The sequence below is a fragment of the Gemmata sp. SH-PL17 genome (assembly GCF_001610855.1).
GTDB classification, from domain to species: domain Bacteria; phylum Planctomycetota; class Planctomycetia; order Gemmatales; family Gemmataceae; genus Gemmata; species Gemmata massiliana.
In genome coordinates this window covers 2,726,697-2,741,795 of record NZ_CP011271.1, presented here as the reverse complement: position 1 = coordinate 2,741,795, position 15,099 = coordinate 2,726,697, and the positions used below count along the sequence as shown (strand labels likewise).

General features: G+C 62.4%; 11 protein-coding genes and 1 tRNA gene. 6 read left to right on the top strand and 6 right to left on the bottom strand.

The window, feature by feature from the left end; all coding sequences use genetic code 11:
* Nucleotides 1-95 precede the first annotated feature (95 nt).
* Complete coding sequence (locus tag VT84_RS11370) at nt 96-1,364, top strand: LysR family transcriptional regulator (protein WP_239465779.1); 1,269 nt, start codon at nt 96-98, stop codon at nt 1,362-1,364.
* Nucleotides 1,365-1,474: 110 nt separating this feature from the next.
* Here the strand turns inward: VT84_RS11370 and VT84_RS11365 are convergent.
* Nucleotides 1,475-1,548, bottom strand: a tRNA-Arg gene (locus tag VT84_RS11365).
* 859 nt (nt 1,549-2,407) lie between these two features.
* On the opposite strand from VT84_RS11365, the gene VT84_RS41665 reads away from it, so the two are divergent.
* Entirely contained in the window at nt 2,408-2,539 is a 132-nt protein-coding gene (locus VT84_RS41665; protein WP_255359542.1) for a hypothetical protein, read from the top strand.
* Nucleotides 2,540-2,557: 18 nt separating this feature from the next.
* Here the strand turns inward: VT84_RS41665 and VT84_RS11360 are convergent, their stop codons facing one another.
* The 3 genes from VT84_RS11360 to VT84_RS11350 form a co-directional block, all read right to left on the bottom strand.
* Nucleotides 2,558-3,814, bottom strand: a complete 1,257-nt coding sequence (locus tag VT84_RS11360; RefSeq protein WP_052561276.1) for a purple acid phosphatase family protein — start codon at nt 3,812-3,814, stop codon at nt 2,558-2,560.
* 346 nt (nt 3,815-4,160) lie between these two features.
* Nucleotides 4,161-5,198, bottom strand: coding sequence for an inorganic phosphate transporter (locus VT84_RS11355; RefSeq protein ID WP_082839591.1), 1,038 nt, complete (start codon nt 5,196-5,198; stop codon nt 4,161-4,163).
* The gene (locus tag VT84_RS11350) at nt 5,191-5,838 is read right to left on the bottom strand and encodes a DUF47 domain-containing protein (RefSeq protein ID WP_082839590.1); all 648 of its coding nucleotides are present in this window, start codon (nt 5,836-5,838) and stop codon (nt 5,191-5,193) included. Before VT84_RS11350 ends, VT84_RS11355 begins: the two co-directional genes overlap by 8 nt.
* Before the next feature lie 143 nt (nt 5,839-5,981).
* Between VT84_RS11350 and VT84_RS11345 the strand changes: the two genes are divergently transcribed.
* Nucleotides 5,982-6,662 carry a PhoU domain-containing protein gene (locus VT84_RS11345; protein ID WP_082839589.1) on the top strand — a complete coding sequence of 227 codons (681 nt, stop codon included), beginning with the start codon at nt 5,982-5,984 and terminating at the stop codon, nt 6,660-6,662.
* A gap of 99 nt (nt 6,663-6,761) precedes the next feature.
* On the opposite strand, the gene VT84_RS40070 is transcribed toward VT84_RS11345, so the two are convergent.
* Nucleotides 6,762-8,675, bottom strand: coding sequence for a CotH kinase family protein (locus VT84_RS40070; protein WP_204249744.1), 1,914 nt, complete (start codon nt 8,673-8,675; stop codon nt 6,762-6,764).
* Between the two features lie 104 nt (nt 8,676-8,779).
* A complete protein-coding gene (locus VT84_RS11335; protein ID WP_082839588.1) occupies nt 8,780-9,574 on the bottom strand; it encodes a polyphosphate polymerase domain-containing protein in 795 nt (264 codons plus the stop codon).
* A gap of 630 nt (nt 9,575-10,204) precedes the next feature.
* On the opposite strand from VT84_RS11335, the gene VT84_RS11330 reads away from it, so the two are divergent.
* The 3 genes from VT84_RS11330 (at nt 10,205) to VT84_RS11320 (ending at nt 15,073) form a co-directional block, all read left to right on the top strand.
* Nucleotides 10,205-12,502 (top strand): HEAT repeat domain-containing protein, encoded by a 2,298-nt coding sequence (locus VT84_RS11330; RefSeq protein WP_082839587.1) that lies wholly within the window; start codon nt 10,205-10,207, stop codon nt 12,500-12,502.
* Nucleotides 12,503-12,900: 398 nt separating this feature from the next.
* A complete protein-coding gene (locus VT84_RS11325; protein ID WP_082839586.1) occupies nt 12,901-13,335 on the top strand; it encodes a TIGR03067 domain-containing protein in 435 nt (144 codons plus the stop codon).
* Between the two features lie 94 nt (nt 13,336-13,429).
* A complete protein-coding gene (locus tag VT84_RS11320; RefSeq protein ID WP_082839585.1) occupies nt 13,430-15,073 on the top strand; it encodes a DUF1553 domain-containing protein in 1,644 nt (547 codons plus the stop codon).
* Nucleotides 15,074-15,099: the final 26 nt, after the last annotated feature.

Here is a 15,099-nt window from a genome sequence, read left to right as displayed (position 1 = left end):
GTCGCGCACGCGCGCACTCACGGCCCAAGGAGCGCGGGTCTCACACGTCGAACGAGTGGCCCACTGTCCCGACTGCCGCCGGGACTTTGTCCCCCTTGCGGGCCGCGCTGGGGCTGGATGAGCACGGCTACAGTTCCTCCGTTGTTGAGCAGGTCGTCACCGCGACCGCGCGGTTCGCCTCGTTCCGTGATGCCACCGATGCGGTTCGCATGGCCGGTATTGCCATCAGCGAGAGCCAGGTCCGGCGGCGGGCTCACGAAGTCGGAGCGGAACGCATCGGGCAGCGCGACCGGAAGGCGATCGAGCATCGCCGGCGGCAACTCCCGGCGCGCGTGGCCGTGATCCCCGGGGCCGTGGCCGTCGAGGTCGACGGGGGACGGATTCGCACCCGCGGCGCCGAACGTGGGCCGGGCGTTCACGAGGCCCAGAACAAGGAAGACAAGGTCGCCGCTCTGGTCACCCTCACGAGTTCAACATTCGCCCACGACCCGTGCCCCGAACCGCCGGGATCGTTCACGTGCCCCCGCCGCGTGAAGCGTCTGGTGACCCAGATGAAGGGCCGGGCGGGTGAGGCCGGTCCCCAAGAGATCCCTGACGAATCGACCGATCCGGCGACCAATTCGCCCAGGGCCGAAGGGCCGGATCGTTGGTCCCCGGTGCAGTTAGTTCGGACGTGCGTGGCGAGCCTGGAGCCGAGTTCGTCGTTCGGTCCGATGATGGCGGCGGCGGCCCAGGAGCGACACTTCTATGAGGCCCGGCGCCGTGCGCTCGTGGCCGACGGGATGGCGTACAACGGGTCGATTCACGCGGGCTACTTCGGGGACTTCGAGCCGATCGTCGATTTCCTGCACGTGCTCTGTTACGTGTACACCTCGGCGTGCGCGGTGAGCGCCGATGAGTCTCTCGCGTGGGCGCAATACTTGGTCTGGCTGCGTGCCTGTTGGCAGGGTCAGGCCGGCGCGGTGCTGAGTGAACGGGACGGGTGGCAAGCGCGCGTGGGCGAACCGCCGCCCGGCGAACCGACGTCAGCAGAGGATCGCCACGACCCGCGTCGGTTGGTGGCAGAGGCGCGGAGCTATTTGAGGAACAACCAGAAGCGGATGGATTACCCGCGCTACCGTCGCGCGGGGTTACCGACGATGAGCCGTTTGGTGGAGTCGTTGGTCGGTGAGTTCAACGCGCGGGTGAAGGACGAGCGCAAGCACTGGACCCGCACGCACGGGGCCGAATCGATCCTCCAACTGCGCGCGGCCGTGTTGAGTGGGGACGACCGGCTGACTCGATTCTTCGCTAACAGGCCCGGCAATCCATTCCGCAAGAAACGGCCCGTGAGCCAAGAATCAACTGTGCAAACTGCGGCGTGACCTCTTCCAGCCGTTTCGACGTGCCGTGCCGACCTGTACCCACTTTTTCATGGGTGCACCCGCCAAGAAATAAAAAGGGCCGAACGACATAAGTCGTTGCGGCCCTAAAGTACACCCAAGAGGAGTCGAACCTCTAACCTTCGGTTCCGTAGACCGATGCTCTATCCAGTTGAGCTATGGGTGCAAGTTTCTGCAATTTTAGGACTTAAGTATCCCCTCTCGTCCTGCTCTCCCCGAGTTTGACATCAGATAAAACACCCGATATCTCCGGTTGATTTTAAGCGGTTGCAACGTTTTAGGTCGCAATCACGACATCCGTTTCTAAGGAACAGAGCCGTGTCTGAGGGGAATTCTACAGCGCCCGGTCCCGACGGCAAGCCGAACAAACCGCACCCCAATTTCCCACTATTTCCGCACGCCACGAAGCGCTGGGCAAAGAAAATTCGCGCTCGTCTCACGGTTTAAAATAGTGTTGCTCCCACGAAATAGCCCCGTGGGAGCAGCATAGTGTCTCTTCCCGCGACAGCGGCTCAAAAAAGTGCCACGCCCCAAAAGAGCCCCTTCACACCGGGCGGAAGCCGTGAGAGCCATTCAAAACAGACACGATCAATTACATTACCAACCACCAAATCACCACACAGCCACACAATTTTGTGCATTGCGCCCGCGCTCGCCGGAGCCCACGATCGGTTCACGAGCGTGCCCGAGGTGCCCCCGCGCGATCACAGCGAGTTCCTGATCGCGCCCCGAAAGCGCGCTCAGGGAGGGAGGAGGCTCGGGTGCAACCGAACCAACCGCACCCACCGACCTACGACGCATTGACCCGCCGGGAGCCCGATCTCGATACCTTGTGAAACGGAGCCGCACCCCAGGTCCGTGGGACGGCGGGATACTGGCGGGGACGCTTCGACCTTGGACAAACCGGACGCGCGACTACCGGGTCCACGACAAGGCCGATGTGCGCACCAAGAGCGACCACTTCGCCGACGTGATCCGGGGAGCCTGCGCCCGAAGATTCAAGCCCAGTGCGGGGTGTTCGACGGGTGATACGGCCGCCTGACAACCTCAAGCTGATCCGCGACTACCGGTGGACCCGGCTCACCCGACTCAAGGCGGACCGGTTCGTGAACAAGAATGGGTTGGGCACCACCGCACGGAGCGGACGAAGGGTATGATCGGAATCGCAGACACGCTCACCCACGGCGCGCCGGGCGCTTGCCCTCGGTGCCGTACACGTCGGCTACCGCGCCACCTGCTTCGAGCGCGACGTGGAACCGGCTCGCACCCTCCAATCGGTGAAGCGTCAGGTGGTACGCTCGGCTCGCGGCCACAAGGTACGGGCGCTTCGCGAGTAGCGCGGGGGCGCGCAACTGCCCCCAGGAGCCGTCACCCAAATAAGGAACGCCGTACTTATCCTTCAGGCCACCCTTCAACGGGTGCGTGCGCTTGAACGTGTGGTCGTGGTGCTCCAGGACCGCGTCCACGCCGTACCGCTCGAACAGCGGGCACCAGTGTTTCCGGTTCTCGGCCCCGGCTTCGCCCGGGTCACGCGCCGATGGATACGCCGGGACGTGATTCGCCGCGAACAGGTGCAGGTACCCTTCCCGCTCGCGCAATGTCTTCTCCAACCATTCGGATTGCCCGCTCCCGACCGGCGCGACGTGTCCGGAATCCAATAGCACAAGGCTCAGATAATCGCCGAAGTCGAGCGTGCCGAAGGTGGTGTCTCGAAACAGTCCGTCGAACACGCTCAGGAACGCCGGCGCCCCTTCCCGCTTGGCTCCGACGGCTCCATTGACCTCGTGGTTCCCGATGCACGCGACCAGCGGAATGAGCCGACCCACCGGGTCGATCATTTGCGTGCTGTAGTTTCGCAGGAACGCGAGGAACGTCTCCGGCGACCGACCGTTGTCGTAGGCCAAGTCCCCGCCCAAGAGAACGAAGTGTGGCTCCTGCTTGGCGGCGAGCAGATTCGTCGCGACCGCATGCGCGTTCGCCCCACAATCGCCGCCGGATACGAACGTGATCGCGTCGGTCGCCCGCGCCGGCATCGTGCGGAACCGGTGAGTGAACGGTCGGTTCCCGACACGGAACTGGTACTCGCTCCCCGGCGACAATCCGGTGATCTCGGCGCGATACACACTGAGGTTCGTTCCGGGGAACGGTTTCGGCTCAACTTGCGCGACCTGCCACGTTTCACCCATCGGGAACAGCGCGAAACTCACACTCGTCTCGCCAGACCAACGAGGCCCGATCCACCGCACCGTCACGGTCGTAGTCGGGTCGCGCTGCCACGTCAGAAACAACCCGTCGGGAGCGCCCGTGGGTGCCCAAGACGACAAGGGCGAGTCCGAAACTGCCCGCGTGAGTGGAGGCGCGTGTCCGCTGGAAACGGCAGCAAACCCCGTGAGCGCAGAACCAAAGAACGCGCGGCGAGTGAGTCGCGCCATCGAGCACTCCAGTCAGCAATCGGCCCCAAAAGGCCACGAACTCAGTTTTGGGCACGCGCCTTACGCCACCAAACGAAATGTGTAGATTTTGTGAAACAAAGGCGTAGAAATGTCGTATAGTACCATAGTGCCAGTTATGGTACACGAGAGATCTCTGGCAACTCAGCCACCGAACACGGTACTTGGCACTACAAGAGCGCCGCGGATCGGAAGTTGGGAGAGTGTTAGAAGTGATAAGTGCGGTTGCGCGACGGGCAAAGGGGCCGTAGCCCCAAGCGAGTGCAGGTGAGCGAAGCGGGGTCTGCGGGCCGGTCACGAGAAACGCGACGCGACCCGCACATGATCCTTACCCCAACAGCCAGTGCAGAACGAGGTACGTGAGCGCGGACACGGCCGCGGAAATGGGAATCGTGAGCACCCACGCCCAAAGCATATTTTGGGCAACGCCCCAGCGCACGGCCGAGACCCGCTTGGAAGCGCCGACGCCCATGATGCTCGACGAAATGACGTGAGTGGTGCTCACCGGGGCCTTCAACCAAGTCGCCCCCAGAATCACCAGCGATGCCGCGGTTTCGGCCGCAAACCCGTTGATCGGGCGCAACTTGATGATTCGGTGGCCCATCGTCTTCATGATGCGCCACCCACCGGACGCGGTCCCCAGGGCCATCGCCGTCGCACAGGCCACGATCACCCAGCCCGGCACAACGAGGTCGGCCGTCTGCCCCAGCGAAGCGGCGTAGGCCACGAGCGCGAGGGTGATGATCCCCATCGACTTCTGGGCGTCGTTGGACCCGTGGGCGAAGGCCATGAACCCGGCCGAAACGAGTTGCAGTGCGCGGAAGTTGCGGCTCACAGTCGCCGGGCGAGCGCGGCGCACGACCCATAGAAGGAGCACCATCAACAGGAACCCGCCGAGCAACCCGCACAGCGGCGAAATAACGAGCGCTTTGAGCGTCAGTAAGACGCCCTTCGACGTGAGCAACCCCCACAAAGCGTCCAGTGGCGCCTCGTCGTGGAGCACCCGGAAGCACCACACCGCGCCGACCAAGCCGCCGATGAGCGCGTGCGACGAACTGGACGGGATGCCGTAGTACCACGTGAGCAAGTTCCAGACGATCGCGCCGAGCAGCGCGGCCGCAACCACCAGTTGCGTGATTGATTTCGGATCGGCGATGTCGCCGCCGATGGTTTTGGCGACGCCGACACCGATGAACGCGCCAACGAAGTTGCACACCGCCGCGAGCAGCACCGCGGTGCGCCCGGGTAGGACGTTCGTGGAGACGACCGTGGCGACCGCGTTAGCGGTGTCGTGGAACCCGTTGATGTAATCGAACACCAGGGCCAGTACCACGACCAGAACGAGGATGATGAACGCACTAGCCATTCTTGACCACCACCGAACGAATGGCGTCCATCGCGTCGTCACACTGGTCGATGCCCTCTTCGAGACTGAAGAGCATGTCCTTCTGGCGGACCAGTTCGACGGGGTTGATGCCGTTGTCGAAGAGAGCGGCGATGGCCTTGCGGTAAACGGCGTCGGCCTCGTTCTCCAGGGCGTGAACGGCGATGGTCGCGCCCTTCACGGAATCGGGGTTGGCGAACTGGCGCAGCCGGCGCGCGGCCCCGGCCAGTTCACGAGCGCAGCCTACAGTGAGCCGAACCAGGTGCCGCATCGGTTCGGTCAGCGCGGCGAAGCGGAACAGGGCGGCGAACGCGGCGGTGTGCTCCATCCCGTCCACCACGTTGTCCAGCACCTTCGTCAGCCGGGCCAGATCCTCTCGGTCGATGGGGGTCACGAACGTGCGGTCGATCTCCTCATAGAGCCGCTGACACACGTTGTCCGCATCGGACTCAATGGGCTTGAGCCGGGCCGCGATCGCCTCGATTTGGCCGTGGCCAGTAGCGGACTCCAGTTCGGCAAAGACCGCCGCCGTCGCCTCGATCTTGTCGGCCAGTTCTTCGAGCATGGCGAAGAACTGGTCGGGACGCGGAAGTAAGAACCGAACCAACCGGTCGATCAACATGGACGTCTCCGAACCCACGGGAGGTGGGGTGATCCTACGGTTCGGCCGTGAACTTGGGGAGATGGGCGATCCCAGACATTGGGCGCAACTCTCGCCAGAAATCGAGTTTAGTAACACAAGCTACTTATTTAGGAGATACAAAAATGCCCGTTAAAAAGATGCTCGACGAACTCCACGCACTCGAACGCGACCTGTTTGCGTTCGGAGCCGGCGTAGCCGACGCGGTGACGGAATCGGTCGGCCGGTTGCACGATTTACACAGCTTCGTCCCGGAGCCGGTCTGGGGTGCGGCATTAAACCAGCACCACGAACGGGTTGTGGAGCGGTGCCAGCGGATAACACTTTTGTACCAGCCGGTCGCGTGTGACTTCCAACACCTGACCACGGCTCTCAGCGCCGCGTCCGAACTGGAACAGATTGGGCACCTGGCGGCCGAAATCACCGAGCACACGTCGCCCTTGGCTTCTTTGCCCGAGGCAACCGAGAAGTTGCCGCAACTGGCCGATTCGGTGTCGAACATGGTTCACGTCGTTGTGGACGCTTACAGCACCCACCACACCATTCCGGCGCGCCAAATGGCTCGGACCCGGGCTGACGTGGCCGACACCGCAGAATCCGTCATCGAATGGCTGACTGGGGCCATGAAAGCGGATTCTGCGGCCGTGGAACCGGGTCTGAGTCTGTTCGCCGTAGTTCGGAACCTCCAAGCGATTGCGAACCACACAACCCGATTGGCAGAAGCACTTTCTGTGGTGGAAGACCGCGGTTCCGGCTCAGCGGCCCGAATCGCGACGGGCACCGAAGCCCTCGCGTCGCGTTGGTAATTGGAGGGTACTGCATGCCTTGCATTCAACCGAACACAGAAGCAAAAATGCTCGGGGCCTTTTGAAGCCCCGAGCGCGACTAACGATTCCCAACGCTTGTCACTGCCCGGCCTTCTTCACATCCGCATTACTCAACAGATACTTCTGCCGTTGTTCTGCGAAGGCCCGGATGTTCATCCCCTGACCGCCGGGGCCGCGACCGCCACCGCCCGGACCGCCGGTGCTGGCCGTGGGAGCCGAGGTGTCGGTGTTGCGCTTGAACGCCTCGAACGAGTCGAGTTTCCGCGTATCGAGTTCCACTTCCTTCTCGATCAGCTTGCGGTACCCCGCCACGACCGGACCGAGCTTCTTCCAGTCGAGTGATTCTTCGGCGATCTTTTTCACGTTCGCCAAATACTTCGTCTTGAACGCGGGCACCGCGAGCAGTTTGCTCCGGAGTGGCTTGCTGGCGTCGGTTAGCCCGACGAGCGGATCGAGTTCGACTCCACCACCCGCGCGACCGCCACCCATTCCGCCGCCCGGACCACCAGGGCCACCGAACCCACCACCGGGTCCACCCGGGCCTCCCCCTCCGGGACCGCCGGGGAACCCGCCGCCCGGTCCACCGGGACCGGCCGCAGCGCGGTCCTTCATCTCCTTGAACGCCTTGCGCTGGTCCTCGGTCAGCAGTTTCTCAATTTGTTCGTCCACGCTCTTTTGCATCTCGGCCAGTTTCTTCTTCTGCTCCTCGGTGAGCTGGAGCGTGTCCTGCACCGGCGGCGGGAGGATCACGCCGGGGGGCGGCATACGAAAGACCATGCCGCCTCCCGGCCCACCGAACCCACCGCCCGGGCCACCCATACCGGGACCGCCCGCGGGACGGAACGCTTCATTCATGTCGTGCGGGACGATGTGGAACTTGCCCTTATCGTCGAGGCAGATGCTGTAGTCGCTGGACCGAATCCAGTAGCCGTCGCAGTTGATGAGTGCGTTATCCAGTGCCAGGAACCACAGCACACCCTCGACGTCGAGGATCGGTTTGAGGGCCTCTTCGAGCTTGTCCGCGGGCGTCTGGTTCAGCACCTTGCACAAGTTGATGAGCGCCTTCCACGCGGCCTCGTTCTCGCCGCCCTTCATCTCGAAGACGCGCTTGTACGCGGCCACGTCTTCGCCGAAGTATTCCAGCCCGCCGCGCCCGCCGGGGCTACCGCGGACCTTCCAGCGCGTGCCCTTCGCACTGTTGAAATTTTCTTTAACGAACGTCTTATCGAACTGCTGTACGCTGCCGTACACGCCCCAACTCTCGCCGTTGATAACGACCTTCACGAAGTTCGCCTTCGGCGTCGGGATGTACTGACCCGCGATGTGCGAGTACAGCACGGTGCTCATCATCGTCGGGTCTTCGTGGCTGTTGAGCAGGTTCAGTGTCTTGGCGCCGTAAACGCGCTGCTTCTCGTCGGCCATATCGAAGGAGAGGTTCAGCGACCGCTTCGAGCCGGCCCCGACCCCCATATATGACGACATCCCGCGGAAGTGGACGCCGACGTTCGCGTACTTTTTGCCATCGATGGTGACGGTTGCGGGGACGTCCACATCGGTACCGTGGAAGTCCTGCAGTTCGGTCTCCCAGTCGGAGTTCTCGAACTCCAGGAAGATCGTGCGGAGTACTGTGGCGTCGTAGAGCTTCGCGTCCGGGAAGTTCTTGACCTCGCCCGGCGTAACCTTCGGTCCGGGCTTCCCGGCTTCCCCGCGCCCGAACCCGCCCTTCGGCCCACCGAACCGGCCCCCGCCGCCCTGCTTCGCGGACTCGCGCGCCGGCTTCCGCTCTTCGGCATTCAGCCAGCCGTCTTTGTTCTTGTCGAACTCCGAAAGGATCTTGCGTTCCCCGCCACCCGGGGGGCCACCGAATCCGCCGCCCTTGCCGAAGCCCCCCTTCCCGCCCTTGTCGGGTTGGGTGAACCCGCTCGGCGCGCAAAGCGCCACTAGCGCCGCGGCGAGGCACGCCGCGGGCAACGCGAATAATCGTCGGTGCATTGTGGACCTTTCGTGATGAAATGCGAGCGGCACCCCGCTCCGCGTTAAAACCCAATCCTCGACCGACCGTCCCAACGCGGTCGAACGCACCAAACAGCGAGTCTTCACCCACACGCGGAAATATTCTCGGTCCTCGCACCTGCGAGTCCCGCGGCTTGAACGAACGTGCGGTATTTGGAAACGGGCGTCGGGGTCAGCCCCAGTTCCGCCACGATCCCCTTGAACAACGCGGGCATCGCGGTGCGGAACTTGAACTCGCACACCACCTTGTCCAGCAGCGCCGGGACCGCACTCACGGGCTCCAACTTCCACTCGCGCACGAGCACTCCGCGAATGTTGCGGTCGAACGTGAGGCGCACGGTCCCCCCGTCTGCGGTACCCAGGTACGCGACGCGCTCGTAGGCCACCCGGCACACGGGTTGGAGTTGCTTCTGAATGAGCTGACTATGGAACCACTCCCCGGCCCACTCCCCGTTCAGCGACGGCGCTGCCAAATCCGGTACTTCGCCCGCGCTGATGCGCACGCGGTGCTTGCGGACCTTGTCCCCGTTCTTGGTCTTGCGCTCCACGAACACGGGACCGGTGTGCCCGTAGCGCCGCACCCGGAACTTGTCACGGTCGTACCCCTCGTTCCGGTAGAACACGTCGAAGTTCGGGGTGTCCGTGTACACGCTCGTGGTCAGGTACGCATTCCCCATCGCGGGGTCCGCGAACGGGTCCAGATCCAACTTCCCGGTTACCCGCGCAACCACCTCCGACACCTGCTCTTCGGTCAGCAGGTACTTCACCTCGTAGGCGGTCGCGCCGTCGGCTTCCGTCCCGAGGCCGAAGAGCGAAGGTGACTGCAACGTGCTCGCCGCTACCGCAGAACCGAGAGCCGAATCCGTCGCCTCCGCCATCCTCACTTCTCCTTCACTCGTTCTTTACGAAAGAAGCGAGCATTGATGTTGAAACGGACTCAAGATCCGGTCGGAGACAGCGACCGGCGAATCTTTGATGGCCGACCAGAAGCCAGCCAGATCAAAGACGGCGGGAGAGGCTAAAATGATTCGGGAATTCAGTATTCGTCGAGCATAATCGATTCATTTCTCGGGTCCACTGCACTCCGGATTCGATTTCATTTCGCTTTCATCCCTTCACTCTTCTTTCGACGCTCTTTGGACAGATTGTGACCACGCATGCCTACCGAGTAGCCACCACACTATTCACCATTCCCTCATTGTTTCTTTATCTTTATGATCCGCACACGAGCTGAAAGTGCGATTCTGATCACGTGTGGGGCACAAATACCCGCGAGCGCGGGCACAGAAGTGTTCGGTCACGAGAGGAGCGAGCACCGAATCGCCATCTACCAACCAAAACGCAACACGGCCAAGAGCGAGACGTAACGCGATCTTCGCCAGCGGATCGCTGTGATACCACAGCAACCGTCAATTCACAAAACGCAGGCCGTTTCGCGACCAACGCCGGCCCCAATCGGCCGTTTTACTTTTGTCTAATGCCGAGCCGCCCTCCGTCGGGAAGCATTCATGCGTTATGCCCTCTCCGTCACGATCGGCTTGTTGCTCGTAGAGTCGGCTTGTGCCGCTGACCCGCCGAAAGTCACGGACCTGATCCAGCAACTGGAAGCGGCCGGCACCGGGGAGCGAGTCATCGCGGCCGAGCGACTCGGCGATCTCGGTTCCGCAGCCGCCGATGCGATTCCGGCTCTCACTCGGGTCGCCCGTAACGCGCGCCGCGGATCGCTCGAAGGCGAGCACGAGAGCCGCCGGGCCAACAAGTACCTGTACGATGCGTGCCTGGACGCACTGGCCGGCATCGGCCCCAAATCCGTGCCCGCATTTGTTGAACTGTTCGCGGACGAGAAGGACGATCACTTCGGGAGCGTGGCACGACACATCCACTCATTCGGCCGGGATGTTGCTCCATCGGTCCCCGCGCTCGCAAAACTTCTGGCCGATGATAATCAGGATTTTCGGGTTCTCGTGGCTTATCTCTTGGAAGAAATCGGACCAGGAGCCGAACCCGCGATCCCCGCCCTTGTCGCCCTGTTTCTCAACCCCAAGAACGGGGCCGACAACCTCATCTCATCAGGTTCGCTCTCACCCCGGGCCGCCGCAGTGAGAGCACTGGTCCGAATCGGCCCAAAGACTCAAAAAACCATCGAAGAGAAAGTGCTACCGGTCCTGGCCGAAGAACTGAAAACCGGCAAATCCGCTCGTGGCGGTAGCACTGAGGAAGTGCTGAGTGTACTCGGGGAAGCCGGTGCTCCCATCGTCCCGAATGTAGTCGCGGCCATCAGAGACGAGGAGCGCAAATTCAGCCGCGAAGATGCCGGAACAGCACTGCTCGGGCTTGGAGTCGCCGGCAGGCAGGCGTTCGGGAAGTTAATCGCCGGCCCCGATGTCGAAATGCGCAAGGAGATGTTCGAGGCATTAAATCACCACCTGATGGGCGAAGATTCCCACAGAAACCTTCACTTCAACACTCCTCGAATCAACATCGCCCCGTTCGTTCCAACATTAGCAACGATGCTTAAGGACGGGGAACCGAGACAGCGACTCGAAGTCGCCCGCGCTCTGAGCGACCGTGCGGACAAAGTACCGCGGGACGTTGTGGATATGATCATCGGGCTGTTCCGCGACCCGGCGATCAAGAAGTGGATGGATCAAGAAAAGGGCGCGTGGCTGAGCGCACCCAATCTCAACAGCTTCGGCGAAGTCGGCGCTCGCGCGCTCGTCCCTCTTCTCGACTCGGACTCGGCTGGGGTCCGCGAAGCGGTCATCGATCAACTCGTTCACCGAAAGTGGTCTGCCGGGGCACTCCCGAGTTTGCGGAAACTGGTCGATGCTCCGAACTCACTGCTTGCTCTTGATGCCGCGCTCCATGCCGCCAGGTTGAGCCTGGATCCGAAGGACGCGGCCCGACTAGCAGAACGACGGTTCTTACACAACGACGACCCGAAGGTTCGAGAGTACGCGGCCGATTATCTGGGCCATCTCGATTCGCTCGGGATGCCGCATTACGAAGCACTCATTCCACTCCTCGACGATAAAAACGAGGAGGTCATGCAGGCCACGGGCCTGACCATCCATCACCACGCCCCGAAAGGCTCCGCAGCGGCTCGTGCCTTCGCGGATCGGAATCTGGTCTACGACAGCAACAGCGCGAAGATCACCCGCTCCCCGAAGCGCCAGCCCGAACAGCCACCCGGCGTAGCGGACCTGATTACCTCTGCAACTACCGAACGCGACGAATGGAAGCGAGCAAAGGTCGTACTCGATCTGGGCGATCGCGGTGCGGCAGCGAAAGAAGCCGTCCCTGTACTGAAGAAATTGCTGACAGACCCCGACCCGGCTCTGAGATTCGCAGCCGGAATCGCCCTCGCTCAAATCGAAAACGATCGGCCCGCGTTGCGGAAGTTGCTGACCGCCGAACTGGAGCGAGCGGCCCGCGGGCGCCCGGTTACGTGGATCGCAGCGGAGGCACTGGAACGTCTACCACCGGATTTCCCGGAGCTGATCCCGCTGGTTATTCGGTGGCTCGAACGTGAGGGCGACGGCAGCCGGTTTCTGTCCTTCTTCCAGAAGTACGGGCCGAAGGCGAAAGCCGCCGTACCAGCAATACTCACGATACTGCGTGGCCCCAAAGTGCCGAACCATCACTACTTCGGAACCGAGCTAAAACCCGCGTGCGACGCACTCGCCGCAATCGGTCCCGACGCGCGTGAAGCTTTGCCAGAATTGCAGCGCCGGTTCGATACGGGCAGCATCGAAGTGGCTCTGGCCGCTCGGGAGGCGATCAGAAAGATCGCCGGAGAGAAGTAAGGAGGTTCCCGGCCGCAAATCCACCAGAATCGGCGAAACTACTTGAAATATTTGTTCACTAGTGTACAATTTCACGAGAGGCACTTGAGTGCGACCGATTCGGCAACAACCCAATTCCGGGTCGAACGCACGAAAATATTAGTCAATGTTAGCCGTCGCGTGCGACAACGAAGACGAGGCAATCGCGCTCAAATTCTTGAAATGACAGCACTTCGTGCGGCGTTCTAGCCCGGGAGATTGATCCGCGGCCCGAATTGTTAGCAATTGTTAGCCGGCCCAGAGGGTGGGTCGAACGGGGCCGCGTGTCGAGGCGGGCGGTTGTTACGGTTGTGTTGTTGTTTCGGTCTGCCCACCGGGGTAGACTTGGTTCAACTCAAAACGAAGCCGCGAGGAACGCCATGTTCAGCGCAGTGCTAGTTGCGTCGCTGTTCGCGCCCGCGGCCGATCTGAACGAAGCCGCACGGAAGGAACTGAAGGCGCTCGAAGGCGACTGGGTTCTCGTGTCCACCGTCATCAGCGGCACCGAGCGCGACCTGCCCGAAGACGAGCAGATCACGGTTTCCGTAACCGGCACGAAATTCACGTTCGGCAAGTTCGGCGACGGCGAAGTCACCGCTCTCGATCCCTCCACCTCTCCCAAGATCGTCGATTTCAAGATGCTCCGGAAGCCCGAATCCGGGGTGACCAACGAAGCCATTTTCAAAGTCGAGAAAGATGCGCTCACGGTCGTCGTCTATCTGGGCGAGGGCAGTCGGCGCCCGGCGAACTTCGACGCGGCTACGGAGAAAGAGTCTCAGACCGCCAAGTTCGTTCTAAAGCGTGTCAAGAAGTGATTTGTAACACGCGAAAACGGGGTTAGTTTCGGAGAAACCGACCGTCTTCCTCTCCAGATTGCTAGAGCGTTTGTCTCGCAGAAGTGAGGACAACATGCCTGCGCGCCTTCGAGTCGCGGCGGCCCTCGCCGCACTCGTCTTTCCGACCTTCAGTTACGGTGCAGAAGTCGCGCCCACGCCGAAGTTGGTGAAAGACCCGGCCGACGTTCTGGCCGCCATGATCGACCGGCACCTCGCCAAAGACTGGGAGGCCCGCGGGCTGATCCCCGCCGAACAGACCGACGACGCCGAGTTCGTGCGCCGCGTGTACCTTGATGTCGTCGGACGCGCGCCGAAGGCGTCCGAGGCGCGCGAGTTCATCGAGAGCACGGCCCCGGACAAGCGCCAGAAACTCGTCGACCACCTGCTCCGTATGCCGGGGCACGCGAGCCACTTCGCGTCCGTCGCACGGGCGCAGTGGCTCCCACAAGCCGCAACCAACTTCCAGCTCACGCAGTTCGGCATCCAGTTCGAGACGTGGCTCCGGAAGCAGTACCGCGAGAACACGCCCGTCGATCAGGTCGTGAAGCGGATCATGACCGTCGGGCTGACGGTCAACGCACAGAACCCGGACTTCCGCTTCGTGCAAGCCACGGGCAACGACCAGGACGCGAACAACATCGTGGGGTTCTACTCCGCGAACGAGGGAAAGCCCGAAAACGTCGGGTCTGCCGTGAGCCGGCTGTTTCTCGGGATGAAGCTCGAATGCGCCCAGTGCCACGACCACCCGTTCGCACCGTACACCCGCGATCAGTTCTGGCAGTTCGCCGCATTCTTCGCGGAGATGAACCCTCTCACCGGTCAGCGCCCCGGGTTCATTGGGCCGCTTCAACCACAAGCCGATCGCAACCGGATCGGCGTCATGGGCACGGACCGCAAGGTCACCGCGACCTTCTTCGACGGCACCAGCCCCCAGTGGTCGCTGGAAAAGTCCCCGCGCCAGGAACTGGCGAACTGGCTCGTTAGCGCGAAGAACCCGTTCTTCGCGAAGAACATGGCGAACCGCGTGTGGGCGCACTTCTTCGGGATCGGCATCGTGGACCCGGTCGATGAACCGGGCGAGAATAACCCCGCGAGCCACCCCGAACTGCTCAAGGATCTCGGTGCGGCGTTCGCCGAAAACGGGTTCGACAATCAACTCCTGATCCGGGCCATCACCCGCACGAAGGCGTACCAACTGTCGAGCAAGATGACGCACCCGGGCCAAGCCGACCCGCGCCGCTTTGCCAAGATGAACCTGAAGGGGCTCACGCCGTCGCAACTGTTCGACACGCTCGTATCCGCGACCGGCTTCCGCGAACCGGCCTTCATGCGGAACCAGCAGAACTTCGGGTTCGTGCAGCCCAACAACCCGCGCAGCCAGTTCCTCGCTCAGTTCGCCAACACCGAACGGGCGACGGAAACCAACACCACGATCCTTCAAGCTCTGATGCTGATGAATGGTCGGTTCATCGGGGACCAGACCGACCTCGCTCGAAGCGAACTGCTCGCCGCGATCGTCGACATGCCGGGCTGGGACACGAACCAGCGCGTGAGCAACCTGTTCCTGACCGCCTTCGCCCGTAACCCGACGCCGGAAGAACTGGAGAGGTACGCCAGCTACGTGGACCGCGGCGGCGCGAAGAACGACAAGAAGCAAGCCCTCGCCGACGTGTTCTGGGTTCTGCTCAACAGCTCCGAATTCCTTTTCAATCACTGAGGCGAGCGCGGAATTCGGAACGCGGA

What these genes read in the sequence shown, in the direction of transcription:
- VT84_RS11355 (WP_082839591.1), bottom strand. Translation starts at nt 5,198, where the DNA reads ATGGCTAGTGCGTTCATCATCCTCGTTCTGGTCGTGGTACTGGCCCTG.
- VT84_RS11335 (WP_082839588.1), bottom strand. Translation starts at nt 9,574, where the DNA reads ATGGCGGAGGCGACGGATTCGGCTCTCGGTTCTGCGGTAGCGGCGAGC.
- VT84_RS11320 (WP_082839585.1), top strand. Translation starts at nt 13,430, where the DNA reads ATGCCTGCGCGCCTTCGAGTCGCGGCGGCCCTCGCCGCACTCGTCTTT.
- VT84_RS11325 (WP_082839586.1), top strand. Translation starts at nt 12,901, where the DNA reads ATGTTCAGCGCAGTGCTAGTTGCGTCGCTGTTCGCGCCCGCGGCCGAT.
- VT84_RS11345 (WP_082839589.1), top strand. Translation starts at nt 5,982, where the DNA reads ATGCCCGTTAAAAAGATGCTCGACGAACTCCACGCACTCGAACGCGAC.
- VT84_RS11360 (WP_052561276.1), bottom strand. Translation starts at nt 3,814, where the DNA reads ATGGCGCGACTCACTCGCCGCGCGTTCTTTGGTTCTGCGCTCACGGGG.
- VT84_RS40070 (WP_204249744.1), bottom strand. Translation starts at nt 8,675, where the DNA reads ATGCACCGACGATTATTCGCGTTGCCCGCGGCGTGCCTCGCCGCGGCG.
- VT84_RS11330 (WP_082839587.1), top strand. Translation starts at nt 10,205, where the DNA reads ATGCGTTATGCCCTCTCCGTCACGATCGGCTTGTTGCTCGTAGAGTCG.
- VT84_RS11350 (WP_082839590.1), bottom strand. Translation starts at nt 5,838, where the DNA reads ATGTTGATCGACCGGTTGGTTCGGTTCTTACTTCCGCGTCCCGACCAG.